Source organism: Williamsia sp. M5A3_1d (genome assembly GCF_053345315.1).
Map to the genome: position 1 here is coordinate 1,382,853 of NZ_JBKEZX010000001.1, position 21,049 is coordinate 1,403,901.

A 21,049-nucleotide genomic window follows, 5' to 3' on the forward strand; every position below is an offset into this window, starting at 1 on the left:
GCATACTTCTCTGGTGTCTGAGTTACGTATGTGGTCAATGTTGCGCATGAGGTCCGTCCTCACCGCGCTGTCCCTGTCGGTTCTCCTGGTCGCCGGTGGCGCCCTGGGAGCCGCGTCCGCCTCTGCCGACCCCGTGGTCGCCGGTCCGGTCGACTTCCCGTCGACCACGCAGATGATCACCGTCACGGTGGCCAAGCGATCGGACACCACCGGGACCTTGACCGCCTACGACAAGGTCGACGGCGTGTGGCGTCCGATCATCGGTCCGGTGAAGGCCTTCGTCGGCTCCATGGGCATCGGTGTCCCCAAGGACGACGTGCCGCGTACCCCCGAGGGCACCTTCGCCTTCGACCAGGCCTTCGGGCGCCAGGCGAACCCGGGTACGAAGATGCCGTACTTCCAGGCCGACACCCAGGACTGGTGGGACGAGTTCCCCTCGTCGCCGACCTACAACACCCACGTCCGACAGGTCGCCAGCCCCGGCGGCGACAGCGAGAACCTCTACACCAGCGGCCCGGTGTACGACTACGCGGTGAACATCGCGCACAACCCGCAGCGTCGTCCCGGCTATGCGTCGGGGATCTTCCTGCACGTCACCGACGGCAGTCCCACGCAGGGTTGTGTCGCGATCGACCGGGCGTCCATGGTCTCGGTCCTCAAGTGGCTCGACCCCGCCCGCGACCCGGTGATCGACATCGGCGTCGTCGGCGCAGCGCAGACGACATAGAGGACATAGCCGGTCATGCGGTCGAACGACTGTTCTCGATGCGCGGAATGTGCACAACCGATGCAAGAATGACCGCATGCAACGGTCTTCTTTGCGGGTCTTCATCGTCGGTGTGGTCTCCGCAATCGCTCTCGCGCTCTTCTCGGTGCCCTCGGCCTCGGCCGCTCCGCTGGTCCCCGCGGCCGGTTACGGCTTCACCGAGGGCGCGCTGATCACCACGTTGTCCCAGCAGGACATCGATCGTGAGCTGAACACCGTCGCGCAGACCAACGCGAGTTGGTTCCGGGTGCTGATCGACCGCAGCACCATCGAGAAGAGTCCCGGAGTCTACGACTGGTCGGGCACCGACCGTGTCGTGAACGCGGCTCGCTCGCGTGGACTGCGGGTCATCGGCCTGATCGCCTTCACCCCCTTCTTCCAGGGCGGCGGGATCCTGCGTACCGCGCCGCCGGCGCGCGCCTCCGACTTCTCCGACTTCGTCGGCAAGGCCGTGCAGCGCTACCGCGGGAGTTCGAACACGTGGGAGATCTGGAACGAGCCGAACCTGCCCGCGTTCTTCGGTCTCGTGGCGAACAAGCCGCAGCGGTACACCGAACTCCTGCGCGCGAGCTACCCGGTGATCAAGCGGATCCAGCCGCAGTCCACCGTGATCGCCGCGGGCCTGAGCCGCATCTCCGGCACCGACTCGCCGCCGCAGTTCATCGCCGACATGTACAAGGCCGGCGCGCGTCCGTTCTTCGACGCCGCCGCGCTGCACCCGTATGTGTTCCCCAACGGGATCGCGAACGCCCCCGACAACGCCATCTCCGACGTGGCCCGGGTGCGCGCCCTCATGGTCGCCAACGGTGATGCCAACAAGAAGATCTGGTTCACCGAGATCGGCGCCCCCAGCAACGGACCGGGTAGGGGTGGCAACACCCCCGAGCAGCAGCGCGACCAGATTCGCGACCTGTTGGCCTTCATCGCACGTCTGCCCTATGCGGGACCGGCGATCATCTACAGCATCCGTGACTTCTCCAGCGACCCGCGCACACTCGGCGATCGGGAGACCCGCTTCGGGGCGTTGCTGACCCAGGACTACAAGCTCAAGCCGACGTACTTCCTGCTCAAGAAGTAGTCACCCGCGACCGAAACAGCCTCCCGCGACCATCTCGATGGTCGCGGGAGGCTGTGTCATTCGCGGGAGTGGAGCGGTCTACCGCTCGTGGTCGAGGTTGGCCATCTTGAGCACGTCGAGGCGGGCGTCGAGTTCGGCCTCGGAGAGCTTGTCGCCGATGAGACCGCGGTCGATCACGGTCTCGCGGATGGTCTTGCCCTCCTTGAGGGCCTGCTTCGCGACGGCGGCCGCCTCCTCGTAACCGATGGCCGAGTTGAGCGGCGTCACGATCGACGGCGAGCTCTCGGCGAGGGTCTTGAGGCGGTCGGTGTTGGCCTCGAGGCCGCTGATGCAGCGATCGGCGAACAGGCGGGACACGTTGGCCAGCAGCTTGAGTGACTCCAGCACGTTGCGCGCCATCATCGGGATGTAGACGTTGAGCTCGAAGGCGCCGTTGCCGCCACCCCAGGTGACGGCGGCGTCGTTGCCGATGACCTGCGCGGCGACCTGCGTGACCGCCTCGGGCAGAACGGGATTGACCTTGCCGGGCATGATCGAACTGCCGGGCTGCAGATCGGGCAGGCGGATCTCACCGAGACCGGTCAGCGGGCCCGAACCCATCCAGCGCACATCGTTGGCGATCTTCGTCAGCGACACCGCGATGGTCTTCAGCACACCGGACAGCTCGACGAGTCCGTCGCGCGCGGCCTGCGCCTCGAAGTTGTCCTTGGCCAGGCTCAGCTGCTCGACGCCGGTGCGCGACACCAGGTCTGCGACGACCTTCGTGCCGAAACCAGCCGGCGCGTTGAGGCCGGTGCCGACGGCGGTGCCACCGATGGGCAGTTCGCCGACACGCACCAGCGACGCCTCGACACGCTCGATGCCCGCCTCGATCTGACGGGCGTAGCCACCGAACTCCTGGCCGAGCGTCACCGGGACGGCGTCCATCAGGTGGGTGCGGCCGGACTTGACGACCTCACGCCACTCCGACGCCTTGCCGGAAAGTGACTCGTGCAGGTGCTTCAGCGCCGGGATCAGATCCGTCGCAGCGGCTTCCGTGGCGGCGACATGCGTCGCGGTGGGGAAGGTGTCGTTCGACGACTGCGACATGTTGACGTGGTCGTTGGGGTGCACCTCGACCCCGTTGCTCTTGGCGATCGAGGCGATGACCTCGTTGGCGTTCATGTTCGAGCTGGTGCCCGAACCGGTCTGGAACACGTCGATGGGGAACTGGTCGTCGTGGGCGCCCTCGGCGATCTCGGTGGCCGCGGCGATGATCGCGTCGGCCTTCTGCGCGTCGAGCAGATCGAGGTCCTTGTTCACCTGCGCGCACGCGGCCTTGAGCAGTCCCATCGCGCGGATCTGGGTGCGCTCGAGCGGGCGGTGCGAGATCGGGAAGTTCTCGACCGCGCGCTGGGTCTGGGCCCGCCACAGGGCGGCCGCGGGAACGCGTACCTCGCCCATCGTGTCGTGTTCGATGCGGTATTCGGTGGCGTCGTTGCTCATATCGGAAACCCTAACGGGCCGCCGCCGCCCGCGCCGCGACAGCCCTGGCCACGGCGGCAGCGGTCAGTCGCCGGGGCCGAGGTCGACCGAGGCGAACTCGCGCAGCTTCGCCAACTGGTGCACGCCCTCGATGTGGCGGATGGTGCCCGACTTCGACCGCATGACCAACGACCGGGTGGTGGCGCCGTTGCGGCGGTAAGTGACACCGCGAAGCATGTCGCCGTTGGTGACGCCGGTGGCACAGAAGAACATGTTCTCGCCGCTCACGAGGTCGTCGGTCTTGAGCACGCGACCGAGATCGTGTCCGGCGTCGATGGCCTTCTGCTTCTCCTCGTCGTCGCGCGGCCACAGGCGGGCCTGGATCTCGCCGCCCATGCACTTCATCGACACCGCGGTGATGATGCCCTCCGGCGTTCCACCGATGCCCATCAGCATGTCGACCGAGCTGTACTCGCCGGCCGCGGCGATGGCACCGGCCACGTCGCCGTCGGAGATGAGTCGCACCTTGGCGCCGGCCGCGCGGATCTCACCGATCAGGTCCGCGTGGCGGGGACGGTCGAGCACGACGACGGTCACGTCACCGACCTCGATGCCCTTCGCGTCGGCGACGGCGCGCACGTTCCACTCGACGGGCTTGGTGATGTCGATCGACCCGGCGGCCTCGGGACCGACGGCGATCTTCTCCATGTAGAACACCGCCGACGGGTCGAACATGGTGCCGCGCTCGGAGACCGCGATGACGGCGATCGAGTTGGGACGGCCCTCGGCCATCAGGGTGGTGCCGTCGATCGGGTCGACGGCGACGTCGACCTCGGGGCCCGCGCCGTTGCCGACCTCCTCGCCGTTGTAGAGCATGGGCGCCTCGTCCTTCTCGCCCTCGCCGATGACCACGACGCCACGCATCGACACCGTCGACAGCAGTTCGCGCATCGCGTCGACCGCGGCCTTGTCGCCACCGTTCTTGTCGCCGCGACCCACCCACCGGCCTGCGGCCAGCGCCGCGGCCTCGGTCACACGCACCAGTTCCATGGCCAGGTTGCGGTCCGGGGCCTGCGGGGTACGGGTGGGGGTGGACATCTACGGCCTCCTGCGGTCGTCTGGTGTGGTGGGCTAATCCTGTCACGAGGGGGTGGATACTGGTCTCGTGGCTGCCAAACCCCGGATCCTCACCGATCACAAGGACATGATCTGGTCGCTGATACCGCTCATAGCGATCTGCGCGATCATCGCGGTCGTCTCCGGCAACTGCTCGGTGGGTCTCACCGGCGGTGCGAGCGACGACAAGACGCCCGCCTACGACGTGCGCGCCGGCCTCACCGCGAACGCCGCGTCGCTGCCGTTCCCGGTGCGTCTGCCCGATACGCCGCAGGGGTGGAAGCCGAACACCGGCAGCACCGCAGGCATCGACTCCACCTCGGTGAGCAACACCGGATACATCACCACCGACGGTGCGTACATGCAGCTCAGCCAGACCAACGCCCCCGAGGACTCGCTGGTGGGCTACCTGTCACCCGGCCAGGCCCTGGGTCGCGGCACCATCGTGGTCGGTGAGAAGCAGTGGGTGCAGTACCGCACCGACAACGACCGATCGATCTGGGTCGCGAACCTCGGCGACGTCCGGATCGGGCTCTACAGCAAGGGCGGCGACGGGGACTTCACGACGATGGCCATGGCCGTGCTGTCCGCACCCGTCGTCCCGCGCACCGCGCTGCCCGTACCGACGGGCTGAACCACCTCGGCGGGCGACACTCAGTCGTCGAGGTCGTCGTCGTCCTCGAGATCACCGTCGGCGGTGTCGGCGTCCACATCGCCCAGGGCGGTCTCTATCCGTTCACGCGCACCTTCGAGATGTTCCTCACACCGACGCGCCAACGCCTCGCCGCGCTCCCACAACGTCAGGGACGCATCGAGATCGAGGCCACCCTGCTCGAGGGTGCGCACCACACCGATCAACTCGTCGCGCGCCTGCTCGTAGCCCAGCGACTCGATCGCCCCCTCCGCGTCGTCATCGGTCGCGGTGTCGGGCTTTCCGGTGGCCATGGTCAGCGGTCCTCACGTCGGGTGATGGGTTTGTCTGCGGCCTGCATGACCGCGGCGCGCATGGCGCCGTCGGCCACGCGGACCCGGATCTGCGACCCGATGGGCATGTCGTCGACCGAGCCGACCACGTGCGGGGGTTCGTCGCCGGAGATGCGTTGCACCACCGCATAACCGCGGGCGAGTGTCTGTGCAGGTCCCAGCGTGGCCACCCGTGACGACAGGTTCTCGATCCGCTGTTCCTCATAACCCACGAAGCGCGCGACCTCGCGACGCAGTTCCCCACGGGCGCGCTCGATGCCGGCCTCGCGCTCGTCGATCATGCGCAGAGGATCGGCGAGTACCGGTCGTGCGCGCAGGCCGGCCAGACCGTGTTGTTCCCGCGACACCCAGTTCCGAAGGGCTCCGGCACATCTCGTGCGCAGTTCAGCCAACAGGGCCAGCTCCGCGGCGACGTCGGGGACCACGCGTTTGGCCGCGTCGGTCGGGGTGGCGGCGCGCAGATCGGCCACCAGATCGAGCAGCGGGTGGTCGGGTTCGTGGCCGATCGCGGAGACGATCGGCGTGCGGGCCTGCGACACCGCGCGGCACAGGGCCTCGTCGGAGAACGGCAACAGATCCTCCACCGAGCCGCCACCGCGGGCGATGACGATGACCGACACCGACGGATCGGCGTCGAGGTCGGCGAGTGCCCTCAGGATCGCCGGGACGGCCGTCGGTCCCTGAACCGGCGTGTTGCGCACCATCATCCGCACCGACGGCCAACGCCCCTGGGCCACGCTCACCACGTCGCGCTCGGCCGCACTCGCCCGACCGGTGATCACACCCACGCCGTGCGGGAGGAAGGGGAGCGGTCGCTTGAGTCGTTGTTCGAACAGTCCCTCGGCGGCCAGCAGGCGTCGCAGACGCTCGATACGTGCGAGGAGTTCCCCGATGCCGACGGGACGGATCTCGGTGACCCGCAACGAGATCGTCGCCCGGCCGGCGTAGAAGCTGGGCCGTCCGGCCATGATGACGCGGGCACCCTCGGTCAGCGGCACCTCGCAGCGGTCGATCACCGTCGGCGAGCACGTGATGGTCAGCGAGATGTCGGCCGACGGGTCGCGCAGTTGCAGGAACGCCGTCTTCGTCCCCGGCCGCAGGCTGATCTGGGTGATCTGACCTTCCACCCACACCTGCCCGAGACGGTGGATCCAGTCGCCGATCTTGGCGTTGAGGGTCCGTACCGGCCACGGCGCCTCCGGTGTGGACTTGCCCGGCGCGGTCACCGTGTGCAGGAGCAGGTTCGAGGAACGGCGAGGGTGGCGTCCACGCGGATCACTTCGCCGATGCGGCGGTGATCCGGTTGTCGAGCATCGTCTGGAACGGGGCACGCCCACGGTGGCCGCGCTCGTAGTCGGCGAGCGCCTTCAGATCGTCGAGGTCGACCGAACGGATCTTCGCGCGCAGCTGGGCCAGGGTGAGGGTGTCGTAGTCGAGGAACTCGACGATCTCGGGGGCATCGGCCGCCGGGGCGGCGGGCGAGGACTCGACATCGGACTGCAGCACGGTCTCCGGGGCCGAGCTGTACAGCGCGAACCGTCCCTTGCCGGTGGTGCCCGCGTCGTCGTCGGATGCGGCCGGGGCCTTCGGGGCGGCCTTCTTCGCGGGCGCTTTCTTGGCCGGTGCCTTCTTCGCCGGGGCCTTGGCCGCCGCCTTCTTCGCCGGGGCCTTCTTCGCCGGGGCCTTCTTCACCGGCGGGGTGGGCTCTACCGTCTCGGCCTGGTGCTCGGGCATGTCGGCCGGGGTGACCGTCGCGGCACCCGGCGCCGCCGAGATGGGGGTCACGGTCGCGCGACCGTCCTTCTCGTCCCCGTCCTTCTCGGGTTCCGACGAGGAGTCGGCGTCCCGGGAGGCACCCGCACTTCGATCGTCGCCCTGATCATCGCCGTCATCGGCGGCGGGGGAGCGGTCGACGCGCGTCGGACGCGGGTCCACGAACGCGTCGTCGTCGTCGAAGGTCGCCCACTCGGGCTTCTCCTCGGCGCGATGGAAGAGGGTGTCGAACACCTCGTCGCCCTTGATGGCGAGCTCGGCGATGTTCTGCTGCATCCGCATGGCGGCCTGCACCGTGGAACTAACGGCGGTCATGGGCAGCGTGACCGCGGTGGTGGGAAGCTTTTTCGTCTCCTCGATCGCGGTCACTATCAGACCGGTGACCACTCGAGCCGCAAACGGTGGGCGAAACATGGCTCAACTCTGCCTCATCACCGCGGCCGTGACCACTGACGGGGTGGTCGAGGTGCGGTGCGCATCGGCTCCGCCGGAGCCCCGGCGCCCGGGAGGGGCCGTAGGCTGGCGGGTATGACGACCACTGCCGAGCCCACCAAGAGAGTGCTGCTGGCCGAGCCGCGCGGTTACTGCGCCGGCGTGGACCGCGCCATCGAGACCGTCGAGCGGGCACTCGAGAAGCACGGGGCGCCCGTGTACGTCCGCAAGGAGATCGTCCACAACCGCCACGTGGTCGAGACCCTGACCGAGAAGGGCGTCGTGTTCGTGGAGGAGACCGACGAGGTGCCCGAGGGTGCGCTCGTGGTGTTCTCGGCCCACGGTGTGTCCCCGGCGGTCCACGCCTCGGCCGCGGAACGCAACCTGCGGACCATCGATGCCGCGTGCCCGCTGGTCACCAAGGTCCACCAGGAGGCCAAGCGGTTCGCCCGCGACGACTTCGACATCCTGCTCATCGGCCACGAAGGTCACGAGGAGGTCGAGGGCACCGCGGGCGAGGCCCCCGAGCACATCCAGCTCGTCGACGGTCCCGAGAGCGTCGAGGGCGTCACCGTGCGCGACGAGTCGAAGGTGATCTGGCTGTCGCAGACCACGCTGTCGGTCGACGAGACCATGGAGACGGTGCACAAACTGCGCGAGCGTTTCCCGCAGCTGCAGGATCCGCCCAGCGACGACATCTGCTACGCCACCCAGAACCGTCAGGTGGCGGTCAAGGCGATGGCGCCGCAGTGCGATCTGGTGATCGTCGTGGGGTCGACCAACTCCTCGAACTCGGTCCGGCTGGTCGAGGTGGCGCTGCAGGCGGGCGCCACCGCCTCCCACCTCGTCGACTACGCCCGTGACGTCGACCTCGCGTGGCTCGAGGGAGTGCAGACCGTCGGCGTGACGTCGGGCGCCTCGGTCCCCGAGGTGCTGGTCCGCGGAGTCCTCGACCTGCTCGCCGAGCACGGGTACGCCGACATCGAGACGGTCACCACCGCCAACGAGACGCTCACCTTCGCACTGCCGCGCGAACTGCGACCGGCCCGCAGCGCGGGCTGAGGGCAGCGGTGTCGGGGGACGCCCACGAACGAACCCGGGACCGGGATGACCGCCACACGACGACGGTCGAGCGGTCGACCGTCGTCGATGTCGCCTACGCGCGCCTCGAGGTGGGTGGCCGCCCCGGGATGCGGGTCGGCACGCTCATCGAGTCGATCGACAGCGATCACGTCCTGCTCCACGGCGCACGGCGACGGATCGGGGACGCCTGGGCACAGGCGATCGGTGATGTCCTCGGGCCGCATCTGCCGGAGTCGCTGACGATCGCCCACCCGACCACGTGGGGGAGTCGCCGCGTCGGGATCGTGATCGACGCGGCGCGCACCGTCGTCGAGCGCGCCGGAACCTCGACCCGCGTGCACGCCACGCCACGTGCCGTCCTCGTGGCGGCGACCCACCTCGAGCCATCGGCGCGGGTCTGCGTGGTCGCCGAGAGTCATGACGGCCGCCTCGATGTCCACCGCGTCGGTCGCGACGACGACGGATGGCGGGTGACGCGGACCGACGTCCTCGACCATCCCGGCGACCCCGCGGTCGTCGGCGACCTGGTCGACGACACCGTCGAGGCGATCCTCGTCGACGGGGACCACCGCGACCGCCTCGCCGCGGCGATCCACCTGTTCGAGGACGCGACCCCGACCGGCCGTGTCGCCGCGGTGGAACGCGCGCTGGTCCATCGGTTCGGTGGGGAGGTGCTCCCGTCGAGCCCGCCGCCGCGACCACCCGACACCGCCGGCGTCCACCGGCCGAGGCGTCGCACCCTCGTGGCCGGTGCGGTCGCCGTGGTGGCGGCGGTCGCCGCGATCGTCGCGGGAACGGTGGCCTTCGGTGGATCCGACGACGACTCGACCTCGGCGACCGCGGAGCCGGCGACGTCGGTCCGCGCCGACGTGGGGCGGGTGTCGATGGTGGTGCCCGTCGACTGGCGCCGCTCGAGCGACGCCGTCGACGACACCGGTGCCATCCCTTTCACCACGTTTGCCGCGCGCACCGACGACCGGCGGATCATCGTCGTGCAGAACGCGGTGCGGATCGACTCGACCCCGACCACGGTCGCGACCAGCCTCCGCAACCGATTGCGGCAGAGCGGCGGCGACACGGTGTCGGAGTTCTCGCCGGTCACCCGTTACGCCGACCGCGACGTGATCAGCTACCGGGAGACTCCCGGGTCGGGCGCCGCGATCCGGTGGTACGTGATGGTCTCGTCGGCGCTGCAGGTCAGCGTCGGATGCCAGCCCGGCACCCGAGGCGAGTCGATCGACGACGCCTGTGCCGCCGCGGTCGGCTCGGTCACCATCGCGCCGCTGCGCTGAGGCGGCATCGGTCCAGGTGAGGCGCCCATCGAGGCGTTTTGACCGGCCCGGGGCGACCCCGTACTCTGAACCGCTGGTGCGCGGCACCCCGCAACGCGGGGCGAACCGGGTCCCCGGGTCCCCACTGGTCGCCGGGAATCACCCCGCCGTCGCATCCGACCAGCTCCACACCAACGGAATGGAACACCTGTGTCCACCTACACCCCGAAGGCCGGTGACATCACGCACGCGTGGCACGTCATCGACGCCACCGACGTGGTGCTCGGCCGGCTCGCCGTGCAGACCGCACATCTGCTGCGCGGCAAGCACAAGCCGACCTACGCCCCGCACATGGACGGCGGCGACTTCGTCGTCATCATCAACGCCGAGAAGATCGTGCTGACCAGCAACAAGGCCGATCGCAAGCTCAACTACCGGCACTCGGGCTTCCCCGGTGGCCTCACCTCGCGCACCACCACACAGCTGCTCGAGACCCATCCCGAGCGCGTGATCGAGAAGGCCGTCAACGGGATGCTCCCCAAGACCAAGCTGGGCCGGGCGATGTTCGGCAAGCTCAAGGTCTACGCCGGCCCCGACCACCCCCACGCGGCACAGCGTCCCGCTCCCTTCGAGATCAAGCAGGTGTCCCAGTGACCGAGCCCCAAGCCACCGAGAACACCATCGGCGATGCCGTCGCCGGTGAGTACACCCCGGTCGACGTGGCCGCGGCCGAGGTCGCGACCGACGACTACGTGGTCGACGAGGCCACCGGCACCGAGGCCCTCGACGACAGCCCGGCACCGGCGCCCATCCACCTCGACCGTCCGATCCAGACCGTCGGTCGCCGCAAGGAGGCCGTCGTCCGTGTGCGGATGGCCCCCGGCTCCGGCCAGTTCACGCTGAACGGCCGCACCCTGGAGGCGTACTTCCCCAACAAGGTGCACCAGCAGCTGATCAAGGCCCCGCTGGTCATCGTCGAGCGCACCGAGTCCTTCGACGTCCACGCCAAGCTCGTCGGCGGCGGACCGTCCGGACAGGCCGGCGCGCTGCGTCTGGCGATCGCCCGCGCCCTCATCGAGGTCGCCCCCGACGATCGTCCCGCGCTCAAGAAGGCCGGGTTCCTCACCCGTGACCCCCGCGCGGTGGAGCGCAAGAAGTACGGCCTCAAGAAGGCCCGCAAGGCATCGCAGTACTCCAAGCGTTGATCTCGGCGCCTGTGCGCTGATCACCGCCTGCACCGAGCAGGTGTTCAGGATCCTCTGGACACCTGCTCGAGTGCTTTCTGCGACACCTCTTCTCCCGATCGAACAGGGGCACCCCATGGGACGACTCTTCGGCACCGACGGCGTACGCGGCCTCGCCAACGCCGATCTCACACCCGAACTCGCCGTGAGCGTGGCCCGTGCGGCCGCGAGCGTGCTGGCCGCACCGGCCGACGAGCCCGCCGACCGTCCCCTCGCGGTCGTCGGACGTGATCCGCGCGCCTCCGGTGAGATGCTCGAGGCCGCCGTGTGCGCCGGGCTCGCCGCCGCAGGGGTCGATGCGCTCCGCATCGGTGTGCTGCCCACACCCGCAGTCGCGTTCCTCACCGACCATCACCGCGCCGCGTTCGGCGTGATGATCTCGGCATCGCACAATCCCATGCCCGACAACGGCATCAAGCTCTTCGCCGCCGGCGGCCACAAGCTCGCCGACGACCTCGAGGAACGCATCGAGGCGGTGATCGCCGAACCGGCGGACGCAGTGACACGACCGGTGGGCGCGAACATCGGTCGAATCCTCGACGCCCGCGACGCCGCACGCCCCTACCTCGACCACCTGGCGAAGGCGGTGCCGTCGGCGCTCGACGGCATCACCGTCGTGGTCGACTGTGCCCACGGCGCAGCGAGTCTCACTGCCCCGGCCGCCTACCGCGCGGCCGGTGCCACGGTCATCGCCCTCAACGCCGAGCCCGACGGCCTCAACATCAACGACGGCTGCGGGTCGACCCACCTCGACGTGATCCGCAAGGCCGTCATCGAGCACGGTGCCGACATCGGTCTCGCCCACGACGGCGACGCCGATCGCTGTCTCGCCGTCGACGCGACCGGCGACGTGGTCGACGGCGACGCCATCCTCGCGGTGCTCGCGGTGGCGATGAAAGAGGCGAACACGTTGGCGCACAACACCCTTGTCGCCACCGTGATGAGCAACCTGGGGTTGCACATCGCGATGCGGTCGGCCGACATCGATCTGCGCACCACCGCTGTCGGCGACCGCTACGTGCTGGAGGAACTCCGCTCGGGTTCGTTCGCCCTGGGCGGTGAGCAGTCCGGGCACGTGGTGCTCCCGTCGTTCGCGACCACGGGCGACGGCATCCTCACCGGACTGATGGTGATGGCGCGGATGGCCGAGACCGGTCGTGATCTGGCCGACCTGGCGTCGGTGATCACCACGTTGCCGCAGATCCTCATCAACGTCCCCGTCGCCGACAAGGACGCCGTCGCCGGTGCGGCATCGGTGCGCGAGGCGGTGCGCACCGCCGGCGACGAACTCGGCGATTCCGGGCGGGTGCTGCTGCGTCCGTCGGGAACCGAGCAACTCGTCCGCGTGATGGTCGAGGCCGGCACCGCACACGAGGCCGACAGCATCGCCCGGCGGATCGCCGACGTCGTCGGGTCGGTCGGTCGATGACAGAACCGACGGTCGGTCGATGACCGGGATGATGGTCGGTCGGTGACCGGGCAGCCCGCGGCGGTGCTCTTCGATTTCTCGGGCACCCTGTTCCGCTTCACCGAGCGGGCGGAGTGGTTCGCCGAGCTGCACGACGAGGACGGCGCGCCGATCGACGGGCACCTGCAGGCCGAACTGATCCGTCGCATGACCGCCCCCACCGGCGTCCCCGCCGAACTCGACGACGAGATGCGCGCGGCCTGGCTGCGTCGCGATCTCGATCCGGCTCTGCACCGGGCGGCCTACCTCGCGGTGCTGCGCGCATCGGGGCTCGCTGTGCCCGGTCACGCCGAATCCCTGTACGAGCGGGTCCTCGCACCGGAGTCGTGGGATCCCTACCCCGACACGGTGTCGGCGCTGACGCTCCTGGCCGACCGCGACATCGCCGTCGGGATCGTCAGCAACATCGCGTTCGACCTGCGCGCGGTGTTCGCGCTCCACGGCGTCGACCACCTCATCGACGTGTGGGCGTTGTCGCACGAGGTCGGGATCACCAAGCCCGACGTGGGCATCTTCCGGTTCGCGACCGATCGCCTCGACGTCGACCCCGCGCAGACACTGATGATCGGCGACAGCGAGGAGGCCGACGGCGGTGCGCGCGGTGTCGGGTGCTCGTTCGCCCTGGTCGAGCCGCTACCGGTGGACGACCGTCCGCATGCGCTTCTCGACGCACTCGAGGCGTCGCACATCGTCTGACGCGCTCGTCCGACCGATCTCGTCCGTTCAGGGGAACCCATCGGGCCCGTTCGGCGTCCTATCATCGTCGAACGAACAAGCGGCGGCAGAGCAGGCACTGGGGGACGGCGGACATGGACGAGTCATTGCGGATCGACGTCGGCGGAGTCGTGGAGCTGGCCGACGAGATGCACCGGGTCACCGGGTCGCTCACCGCCGCCGCCCGGGTCGTCGACGCGCCCGCGTTCGGCGCCCGATCGGTCGGGGCCGCCTACGCCGACCACGCCGAGGCCTACGTGGTGGGCATGGCCGCGCTGCACGGCGAGATTGTGGCGATGCGCGCGTCGACCGAACGCCTCGCCCACGGATCACGCACGGCGGCTTCCGTTCTCACCGACGTCGACACCGGCGCGGGCCGCCGGATCGGTACGGCCGGACCGCCATGACCACCGCCCGGTTCATGGACAGTCGCGTCGACACGCTGCGTCCCGCCGCGACCGCCGGGCTGCACTGGTTCGCCGCCGTCCGCCCCATCGCCCTCGCCGTGGGAATCCCGGTCCCGTCCGACGCCGACCTCGCCGCCCGGTTCGGTGTGACCGAGGGCATCGACGTGTCGGCGCTCGTGCGGGACGCGTCGAGCCTGCGGTCGGCCGTCGCGGTCGCGGATGAGGCCACCCGGACCGTCGACGCCGTCGGCGACCGGTTGCCATCGGTGTGGACCGGCGTGGCGTCCGACGCCGCGGGCCGCGCACTCGACCAACATGTCGCGCGGGCCGACGACGCGATCGAACAGATGCGTGACATCGCCACCACCGTCGACGCCACGGCCGCAGCGCTGTCGAAGGTGCTCGTGGCCAAGTACCTCTCCATCGCCGCCATCGCGACCGATCTCGTCGCGGGTCGTCCGATGACCGGGATCACCCTCGCCGATGCCGAGGAGAATCGCGATGCGATCGCATCCGACATCGCCGCGAAGACAGCGCTCTTCCGCGCCGCGGTCGACGTGGCCGACACCGCGGTCGGCGAGATCCTGACCGTGCTCGCCGCGTCGTTCGAGGGGCTGCGGGCCCGGCCGCCGTACCCGGACGGTCTCACGGTGACGGCAGGTCGACCCCGTTCCCACCGCGACGACACCCGTGCCCGACCGCCGCGCACCGAGCCACAGCGCACCGACATGGCGGTCGCGCCGCCCGCCGGCGGGTCCGTGTCGCGATCAGCACCGCGGACCGCCGACCACGCCGGCGGGGGTCAGACGGCTCGGGTCGCCGAGCCCGCCCTCTCGTCGGCCGGGACGGCCCGCGCGGCACCGATGGGCGGTGTCGACCCGGTACCGCTGGTGTCGGCGCTGGCCCAGGCCGCGGTGGCGTCGGCATCAGCGGTGGGGATGGCCGCCGTCGGCGGTGTCGGCGCCGTCCTGAACCTCGCCGTCGAGGCGCTCGGCGGTCCGCAGGATCACGGTCACGGGGGACTCGTGCCCGACGCCTCCACGCAATCGGGACCGACGCTGTCGTTGAACCTCGACCTCGATCTCGATCACGAGCGGGACCGCGATCCCGGTGAACCGGATCGTCCGCGCGACGTCGTGCCCGACGACGTGCGGCCGAGGACCGCAGAACCGACCGGCGCGGACGACCGCACTCCGCCGGATACGGCGACACCCGCGCCGACGCCTGCCCCGACATCACCTGTGCCGGCACCGCCTCCGGTGGCGCCGAATGCCGGTGTCGACGACAACGCCGATGTCGCACCGCGTCCCGAGGCCCCGGCGCAGACCGATCCGGTCGTCGCGCCCGGCCCCGGGAGCGGATCGGGAGACCGACCGGACCGCGTCGACGAGCCGGCCGCCGACACGAACCGTTCGCCGCAGGCGAGTCCCGACCCCGGAGACGACGGTGGCCTGGCACTGGCCGGTGACCGGTGAGGCCCGCCGATCAGATCGAGGAGATCCTGCGGTCGGCGACCGCGACACTGGAACGCGAACGAACCCGGCACGATCGCGCGTCGCTCACGGCCGCGCAGGCGTGGCGCGAACCGCCGCCTCCCGACGCCGGTGCCGCGGATGACGATCCCGCCGACGACCGGACCGACCGCGATCGGGACGGTCGTGACCGTGACACGAATGATCGGGGCGGGAACAGCGCGGACGTACGCCGTCGACGGCCGATCCTGGGCTCCGGAGGGCGGTGACGGAGGCCCGGGTGTCCCCGGGTCCGGGCGGTCAGCTGCGCAGCAGCCGCGTGATCGGGTCGGTGGTGTCGATCTCGACGTCGGCGGGATCGACCGTCTGGAGCTTGCCGATCTCGACGGAGGGATCGGCGAAATCGGAGTAGGTGGAATCGCCGATCGCGGTCTTGCCGCGAGCCGCGGTGCCACCGAGATGCGCGAGCAGGAACCCGGTGAGCATCGCCCGGGTCGCCTTCTGGGTCTTCGCGTGGTCCGAGCCGTCACCCAGGCGTTTGCGAACGCTGAACCCCTCGGCGAGACCACGGTTGCTCGATTTCGGGACCGTGCGCAGTGCGACCTGGTCGCCCTGGAGTGCGTTACGCAGTGCGAGCGCGTTGGACGTCATGCCGTCGAGGTCCTTCGGCGCCGCGAGGATCAGCGCCGGTACCCGGGCGCGGTGTGCGGCGGGCAACACCGCCGGCCCGGTCGGCGCGGGGAACAGAGCGGCCAACGCCCGCGCCCGCTGCGAGTCGCCGGCGGCGAGGACGGCGGCCGACGCGCCGAGACCGTGTCCGGCCAGTGCGAGCCGCTCGGGGTGCACGGTGATCGCGCCGGAGCCCAGACGGACGCTGGAGATGATCTGCAGCGTGGTCTCGAGGTCGACGGCGAGCGCCCGGTCCGAGGCCAGGGGACCGCGCTCGGTGTCGGGAACGGCCACCACGATGCCCCACGAGGCGAGGTGCTCGAGGGTGTCGCGGTACTGCCTGCTGTGGGTGAGCCACCCGTGACCGAACGCCACGCCGGGGAGATCGTTGCCCGATTCGGGTGTGTAGACGAGGCCCGGGAGGCCGACGATGGCCATGTCGCCCCGCAGCACACGGTGCGGTCCGCGTCGGGACAGCTGCGCAAACAACTTCTTCACCGAGGTCACGGCTCGACCCTATGACACCCGGGGTGCCGGGTGTGCCGCCCGACCCCCGGTAACCTGTGTCGAATGTGCGGAATCGTCGGATACGTGGGTCACCGGGACGCCCTGGAGATCGTCGTGGAGGCCCTGCGCCGGATGGAGTACCGCGGATACGACTCCGCGGGCGTCGCGATTCTCGACGGAGCCGGTCACACCGCGGTCGAGAAGAAGGCCGGTCGGCTCGAGAACCTCGACAAGCAGCTCGCGACCGTGGGACGCGAGGCGTTCGCGGGCACCAGCGGGATGGGTCACACGCGGTGGGCGACCCACGGGCGGCCCACCGACCGCAACGCCCACCCACATGTGAGCCGCGACGGGCGGTTCGCGGTGGTCCACAACGGGATCATCGAGAACTACGCCGCGCTACGCGCCGAGGTGGAGTCGGCCGGCATCGAGTTCAGCTCCGACACCGACACCGAGACCGCGGTCCACATGCTTGACCTCGAGTACGCCGACGGCCCGAACGCGGGTGACTTCGTCGCCTCGGCCTACGCCGTCCTCGGTCGCCTCGAAGGCGCGTTCACCCTGGTCTTCACCCATTCCGATCACCCGGGCATTATCGTCGCCGCTCGTCGGTCGACCCCGCTGGTGGTCGGTGTCGGGGTGAACGAGATGTTCGTCGGGTCCGATGTCGCGGCCTTCATCGAGCACACCCGCGACGCCGTCGAACTCGGACACGATCAGGTGGTCGTCATCACCGCCGACAGCTACACCATCACCGACTTCGCGGGCGTCGAGCAGCAGGGCACCCCGTTCCACATCGACTGGGATCTCGCCGCCGCCGAGAAGGGCGGCCACGACTTCTTCATGCTCAAGGAGATCGCCGAGCAGCCGCAGGCGCTCGCCGACACCCTCGTCGGCCACTTCGAGAACGGCCGCATCGTTCTCGACGAGCAGCGCATCACCGACCAGGATCTGCGCGACATCGACAAGATCTTCGTCGTCGCGTGCGGCACCGCGTATCACGCGGGCATGTTGGCCAAGTACGCCATCGAGCACTGGACCCGCCTGCCCGTGGAGGTCGAACTGGCCAGCGAGTTCCGCTACCGCGACCCGGTGCTCGACCGCTCCACGTTGGTGGTCGCCATCTCGCAGTCGGGGGAGACCGCGGACACCCTCGAGGCGGTCCGGCACGCCAAGGAGCAGAAGGCGCGGGTGTTGGCCATCTGCAACACCAACGGTGCGCAGATCCCGCGGGAGTCCGACGCCGTGCTCTACACCCACGCCGGACCGGAGATCGGTGTCGCGTCGACGAAGTGCTTTCTCGCCCAGATCGCCGCGGCGTACCTCGTCGGACTGGCGCTCGCCCAGGCGCGGGGCACCAAGTACCCCGACGAGGTCGCACGCGAGTTCCGTGAGCTCGAGCAGATGCCGCTCGCCGTGGAGAGGGTGCTCGAGACCGTCGAACCCGTTCGCGCGCTGGCCCGTTCGCTCGTCGACGCGCGCACCGTGCTGTTCCTCGGCCGTCACGTCGGCTACCCGGTGGCGCTCGAGGGAGCACTCAAACTCAAGGAACTGGCGTACATGCACGCCGAGGGCTTCGCCGCCGGCGAACTCAAGCACGGCCCCATCGCGCTCATCGAGGACGGGCTGCCGGTCATCATCGTGATGCCGTCGCCCAGTGGCCGCCCGCTGCTGCACTCGAAGATGGTCAGCAACATCCGCGAGATCCAGGCGCGCGGTGCCCGCACCATCGTCATCGCCGAGGAGGGGGATGTCGCCGTGTCCGGGTTCGCCGATCACCTCATCGAGATCCCGGTGACCTCGACCCTTCTGCAGCCGCTCGTCTCCACCGTGCCGCTGCAGGTGTTCGCGGCCGCGGTCGCGCAGGCGCGCGGGTATGACGTCGACAAGCCGAGGAACCTCGCCAAATCGGTCACGGTGGAGTAGCTGGTGTGATCGGCTTTCACACCGCCGACGAGATCCGGGCGGCCGAGCAGGCGACCGGCGACCTGTTGGCCTCGGGTGTGCTGATGCGCCGCGCCGCAACCGGACTCGCGCGCGTGGTCCTCGCCGAACTCCGCCGCCGACGGGGCGCGGTGTACGGGGCGCGGGTGGCACTGATCGTCGGGGCCGGCGACAACGGGGGCGACGCGCTGTACGCGGGTGCGCTGGTGCGTGCCCGGGGTGTGGCCGTCGACGCCGTGCTCATCGTTCCCGACCGCGCGCATCCCGGCGGCCTGGCCGCGCTGCGTCGAGCGGGGGGTCGTGTCGTGTCGACGGCATCGGGGGACCACGACCTCGTCGTCGACGGTGTCGTCGGAATCGGGGGATCGGGTCCGCTGCGCCCGGCCGCCGCCGCGGCGTTCGAGCACGTCACCGCACCGATCATCGCCGTCGACATCCCGTCGGGTGTCGACGCCGACACCGGCGAGGTTCACGACCCGTCGGTCCGCGCCGAGGTGACCGTCACCTTCGGTACCCGTCGCCGAGCCCACGCGCTGGCGGCCCACCGGTGTGGTCGCATCGAGTGCATCGACATCGGCATCGAGCTCCCCGCAGCGCATCTCGTCGCCCTCGACGACGCCGAGATCGGTGGGGGGTTGCCGGTTCCCGGCCCCGCCGACGACAAGTACACCCAAGGCGTGACCGGGGTCGTCGCCGGATCCGATCGTTTCCCCGGTGCCGCCGTCCTGTGCACGGGTGCCGCGGTCGCCGCCACGTCGGGAATGGTCCGCTACGCCGGATCCGCTGCCTCCCAGGTGGTGTCACGACACCCCGAGATCGTCGCGTCCATGGTGCGTGAGGCCGACGATCTCGGTGATGTCGGACGTGTGCAGGCCTGGGTCATCGGCCCCGGCGCCGGGACCGACGCGCGCGCCGCCGATCTCGTGCACGCCGTGCTCGACACCGACCTTCCCGTCCTCCTCGACGCCGACGCCATCACGGTGGTCTCCGAACACCGGTCATGGGTCACCGACCGCACCGCGCCGACCCTGGTGACGCCGCACGCGGGGGAGTTCGCCCGGCTCGCCGAACATCCGGTGGGTGCTGATCGCGTGGATGCGGTCACCGGACTCGCGGCCGACCTCGGCGCAACGGTGCTGCTCAAGGGCCGCGCGACCCTCGTCGCCGATGCCGTGGGCCCGACACTGGTCAACGACGCGGGATCGTCGTGGGCGGCGACCGCCGGTGCCGGAGACGTGTTGTCGGGCATCGCCGGTGCGCTGTTGGCGGCCGGGCTCACCCCGCGGCTGGCCGCCGCGTCGGCGGCCCGCGTCCACGCCCGGGCGGCCGAGCTGGCTGCGCTGGGCGACGCCGACCACGATGAGGGCACACGCGAAGGCAGGCGGGGGGCACCGATCGGCGCATCGGATCTGCTGGCCGCGGTGCGGCCTGCGATCCGCGCTCTTCGCGGCGCCGGGGCCGGGCACCGATGACCGAGGTCACCGCGATACCCACGCCGGCGCTCGAGGCCGTGATCGATCTCGACGCGATCGCCCACAACGTGAGCGTGTTGCGGGAGCGCGCGGGTAGCGACGTGATGGCGGTCGTCAAGGCCGACGGATACGGGCACGGTGCGGTGGAGGTCGGGCGCGCCGCGGTGGCCGCGGGCGCCCGCGCACTCGGTGTCGCGACGGTGGGGGAGGCGCTCGCCCTGCGCGCCGGCGGTGTCACCGCACCGATCCTGGCGTGGCTGCACTCCTCGGCGACCGATTTCGCGGCTGCCGTCGCCGCCGACCTCGACATCGCCGTCTCCTCGACCGCGCAGCTCGATGCCGTGGTGGCCGCGGCACGTTCGCTCGGCGACACCGCGACGGTGTCGATCAAGATCGACACCGGTCTCGCCCGCAACGGTGTCGGCCCGGCCGGGTGGCCCGACCTGCGCGACGCCGTCGCGACGGCCGTCGCCGAGGAATCGATCGTGCTCAGCGGCATGATGTGTCACCTCGCGCACGGCGACACCCCCGGCCACCCGCTCAACGACTCCCAGGCCGAGCGACTCGACGCCTGTGTCGCCGAGATGCGCCGCAGCGGGGTGACACCGCGGACGGTGCACATCTCCAACTCCGCTGCGGCACTGACACGCCCGGATCTCTCCCGCGACATGGTCCGACCGGGGATCGCGGTGTACGGGCTCTCCCCGCTTCCCCACGAGTTCGACGATCTGCCGCTGATCCCGGCGATGACGCTGACGGCCGAGGTGGTGATGGTGAAGGCCGTCGCGGCGGGACAGGGCGTGTCGTACGCCCACACCTGGACCGCTCCGCGCGACACCACGCTGGGCCTGCTCCCCGCCGGATATGCCGACGGTGTGCCACGCCTGCTGTCGAATCGACTGCGGGTGCGCATCGGCGACCGGACCTACCCGGGAGTCGGACGGGTGTGCATGGACCAGATGGTGGTCGACCTCGGTGCCGACACCCCTGTGCGCGAGGGAGATCGGGCCGAGCTGTTCGGCACCGGGGCACGAGGAGGACCGACCGCCACCGAATGGGCCGACACCATCGGCACCATCGACTACGAGATCGTGAGCGGCATACGGGGGCGGACGGTGCGACGGCATCGTGGCGGACCCCGCGACAATCGGGTGTGAGACCGATCGGACAGAGGAGGAGTCGGAC

The 21,049-nt window shown here is 70.2% G+C and carries 20 protein-coding genes; 14 read left to right on the forward strand and 6 right to left on the reverse strand.

Going from position 1 to position 21,049, the window contains the following annotated elements; all coding sequences use genetic code 11:
- Window positions 1-46 precede the first annotated feature (46 nt).
- Together ACLBW1_RS06475 and ACLBW1_RS06480 are read left to right on the forward strand one after the other, a co-directional pair.
- The gene (locus ACLBW1_RS06475) at window positions 47-727 is read left to right on the forward strand and encodes a L,D-transpeptidase family protein (RefSeq protein WP_447810801.1); all 681 of its coding nucleotides are present in this window, start codon (window positions 47-49) and stop codon (window positions 725-727) included.
- Between the two features lie 76 nt (window positions 728-803).
- The gene (locus ACLBW1_RS06480; RefSeq protein WP_447810802.1) at window positions 804-1,844 is read left to right on the forward strand and encodes a hypothetical protein; all 1,041 of its coding nucleotides are present in this window, start codon (window positions 804-806) and stop codon (window positions 1,842-1,844) included.
- 78 nt (window positions 1,845-1,922) lie between these two features.
- On the opposite strand, the gene ACLBW1_RS06485 is transcribed toward ACLBW1_RS06480, so the two are convergent.
- Both ACLBW1_RS06485 and glpX read right to left on the reverse strand, forming a co-directional pair.
- Complete coding sequence (locus ACLBW1_RS06485) at window positions 1,923-3,329, reverse strand: class II fumarate hydratase (protein ID WP_447810804.1); 1,407 nt, start codon at window positions 3,327-3,329, stop codon at window positions 1,923-1,925.
- 63 nt (window positions 3,330-3,392) lie between these two features.
- Complete coding sequence (glpX, locus tag ACLBW1_RS06490; protein ID WP_447810806.1) at window positions 3,393-4,406, reverse strand: class II fructose-bisphosphatase; 1,014 nt, start codon at window positions 4,404-4,406, stop codon at window positions 3,393-3,395.
- Window positions 4,407-4,473: 67 nt separating this feature from the next.
- On the opposite strand from glpX, the gene ACLBW1_RS06495 reads away from it, so the two are divergent.
- Window positions 4,474-5,058, forward strand: a complete 585-nt coding sequence (locus ACLBW1_RS06495; RefSeq protein ID WP_447810807.1) for a DUF4245 domain-containing protein — start codon at window positions 4,474-4,476, stop codon at window positions 5,056-5,058.
- Window positions 5,059-5,078: 20 nt separating this feature from the next.
- On the opposite strand, the gene ACLBW1_RS06500 is transcribed toward ACLBW1_RS06495, so the two are convergent.
- The 3 genes from ACLBW1_RS06500 to ACLBW1_RS06510 are packed head-to-tail and all read right to left on the reverse strand — an operon-like array spanning window position 5,079 to window position 7,595.
- Window positions 5,079-5,369, reverse strand: coding sequence for an exodeoxyribonuclease VII small subunit (locus ACLBW1_RS06500; protein WP_447810808.1), 291 nt, complete (start codon window positions 5,367-5,369; stop codon window positions 5,079-5,081).
- 2 nt (window positions 5,370-5,371) lie between these two features.
- Window positions 5,372-6,634 (reverse strand): exodeoxyribonuclease VII large subunit, encoded by a 1,263-nt coding sequence (xseA, locus tag ACLBW1_RS06505; RefSeq protein WP_447810809.1) that lies wholly within the window; start codon window positions 6,632-6,634, stop codon window positions 5,372-5,374.
- A 49-nt stretch (window positions 6,635-6,683) separates the two neighbouring features.
- On the reverse strand, window positions 6,684-7,595 hold the full coding sequence (locus tag ACLBW1_RS06510; RefSeq protein ID WP_447810810.1) for a lipid droplet-associated protein: 912 nt from the start codon (window positions 7,593-7,595) through the stop codon (window positions 6,684-6,686).
- Between the two features lie 114 nt (window positions 7,596-7,709).
- Between ACLBW1_RS06510 and ACLBW1_RS06515 the strand changes: the two genes are divergently transcribed.
- The 8 genes from ACLBW1_RS06515 (at window position 7,710) to ACLBW1_RS06550 (ending at window position 15,275) form a co-directional block, all read left to right on the forward strand.
- Window positions 7,710-8,675, forward strand: a complete 966-nt coding sequence (locus ACLBW1_RS06515; RefSeq protein WP_447810811.1) for a 4-hydroxy-3-methylbut-2-enyl diphosphate reductase — start codon at window positions 7,710-7,712, stop codon at window positions 8,673-8,675.
- An 8-nt stretch (window positions 8,676-8,683) separates the two neighbouring features.
- On the forward strand, window positions 8,684-9,988 hold the full coding sequence (locus ACLBW1_RS06520; RefSeq protein WP_447810812.1) for a type VII secretion-associated protein: 1,305 nt from the start codon (window positions 8,684-8,686) through the stop codon (window positions 9,986-9,988).
- Window positions 9,989-10,177: 189 nt separating this feature from the next.
- A complete protein-coding gene (rplM, locus tag ACLBW1_RS06525; protein ID WP_447810813.1) occupies window positions 10,178-10,621 on the forward strand; it encodes a 50S ribosomal protein L13 in 444 nt (147 codons plus the stop codon).
- Window positions 10,622-10,647: 26 nt separating this feature from the next.
- Window positions 10,648-11,172 (forward strand): 30S ribosomal protein S9, encoded by a 525-nt coding sequence (gene rpsI, locus ACLBW1_RS06530; RefSeq protein ID WP_447811170.1) that lies wholly within the window; start codon window positions 10,648-10,650, stop codon window positions 11,170-11,172.
- Window positions 11,173-11,287: 115 nt separating this feature from the next.
- The gene (gene glmM, locus ACLBW1_RS06535; RefSeq protein WP_447810814.1) at window positions 11,288-12,640 is read left to right on the forward strand and encodes a phosphoglucosamine mutase; all 1,353 of its coding nucleotides are present in this window, start codon (window positions 11,288-11,290) and stop codon (window positions 12,638-12,640) included.
- A gap of 42 nt (window positions 12,641-12,682) precedes the next feature.
- Window positions 12,683-13,375, forward strand: coding sequence for an HAD family hydrolase (locus ACLBW1_RS06540; protein WP_447810815.1), 693 nt, complete (start codon window positions 12,683-12,685; stop codon window positions 13,373-13,375).
- 113 nt (window positions 13,376-13,488) lie between these two features.
- Window positions 13,489-13,800, forward strand: coding sequence for a type VII secretion target (locus ACLBW1_RS06545; protein ID WP_447810816.1), 312 nt, complete (start codon window positions 13,489-13,491; stop codon window positions 13,798-13,800).
- Window positions 13,797-15,275: a hypothetical protein gene (locus ACLBW1_RS06550; protein ID WP_447810817.1), complete on the forward strand. Its 1,479-nt coding sequence runs from the start codon at window positions 13,797-13,799 to the stop codon at window positions 15,273-15,275. The genes ACLBW1_RS06545 and ACLBW1_RS06550 overlap by 4 nt, the downstream gene beginning before the upstream one ends.
- A 297-nt stretch (window positions 15,276-15,572) precedes the next feature.
- On the opposite strand, the gene ACLBW1_RS06555 is transcribed toward ACLBW1_RS06550, so the two are convergent.
- A complete protein-coding gene (locus ACLBW1_RS06555; RefSeq protein ID WP_447810818.1) occupies window positions 15,573-16,448 on the reverse strand; it encodes a dienelactone hydrolase family protein in 876 nt (291 codons plus the stop codon).
- A gap of 63 nt (window positions 16,449-16,511) precedes the next feature.
- Between ACLBW1_RS06555 and glmS the strand changes: the two genes are divergently transcribed.
- The 3 genes from glmS to alr are packed head-to-tail and all read left to right on the forward strand — an operon-like array spanning window position 16,512 to window position 21,021.
- Window positions 16,512-18,374, forward strand: a complete 1,863-nt coding sequence (gene glmS, locus ACLBW1_RS06560; RefSeq protein ID WP_447810820.1) for a glutamine--fructose-6-phosphate transaminase (isomerizing) — start codon at window positions 16,512-16,514, stop codon at window positions 18,372-18,374.
- A gap of 5 nt (window positions 18,375-18,379) precedes the next feature.
- Window positions 18,380-19,864, forward strand: coding sequence for an NAD(P)H-hydrate dehydratase (locus ACLBW1_RS06565; protein ID WP_447810821.1), 1,485 nt, complete (start codon window positions 18,380-18,382; stop codon window positions 19,862-19,864).
- Window positions 19,861-21,021 (forward strand): alanine racemase, encoded by a 1,161-nt coding sequence (gene alr, locus ACLBW1_RS06570; RefSeq protein WP_447810823.1) that lies wholly within the window; start codon window positions 19,861-19,863, stop codon window positions 21,019-21,021. The genes ACLBW1_RS06565 and alr overlap by 4 nt, the downstream gene beginning before the upstream one ends.
- The last annotated feature ends 28 nt before the right edge of the window (window positions 21,022-21,049 follow it).

Coding starts and splice junctions, on each gene's coding strand:
- ACLBW1_RS06475 (WP_447810801.1), top strand. CDS start 47: ATGAGGTCCGTCCTCACCGCGCTGTCCCTGTCGGTTCTCCTGGTCGCC.
- ACLBW1_RS06480 (WP_447810802.1), top strand. CDS start 804: ATGCAACGGTCTTCTTTGCGGGTCTTCATCGTCGGTGTGGTCTCCGCA.
- ACLBW1_RS06485 (WP_447810804.1), bottom strand. CDS start 3,329: ATGAGCAACGACGCCACCGAATACCGCATCGAACACGACACGATGGGC.
- glpX (WP_447810806.1), bottom strand. CDS start 4,406: ATGTCCACCCCCACCCGTACCCCGCAGGCCCCGGACCGCAACCTGGCC.
- ACLBW1_RS06500 (WP_447810808.1), bottom strand. CDS start 5,369: ATGGCCACCGGAAAGCCCGACACCGCGACCGATGACGACGCGGAGGGG.
- ACLBW1_RS06510 (WP_447810810.1), bottom strand. CDS start 7,595: ATGTTTCGCCCACCGTTTGCGGCTCGAGTGGTCACCGGTCTGATAGTG.
- ACLBW1_RS06515 (WP_447810811.1), top strand. CDS start 7,710: ATGACGACCACTGCCGAGCCCACCAAGAGAGTGCTGCTGGCCGAGCCG.
- glmM (WP_447810814.1), top strand. CDS start 11,288: ATGGGACGACTCTTCGGCACCGACGGCGTACGCGGCCTCGCCAACGCC.
- ACLBW1_RS06545 (WP_447810816.1), top strand. CDS start 13,489: ATGGACGAGTCATTGCGGATCGACGTCGGCGGAGTCGTGGAGCTGGCC.
- ACLBW1_RS06550 (WP_447810817.1), top strand. CDS start 13,797: ATGACCACCGCCCGGTTCATGGACAGTCGCGTCGACACGCTGCGTCCC.
- glmS (WP_447810820.1), top strand. CDS start 16,512: ATGTGCGGAATCGTCGGATACGTGGGTCACCGGGACGCCCTGGAGATC.
- alr (WP_447810823.1), top strand. CDS start 19,861: ATGACCGAGGTCACCGCGATACCCACGCCGGCGCTCGAGGCCGTGATC.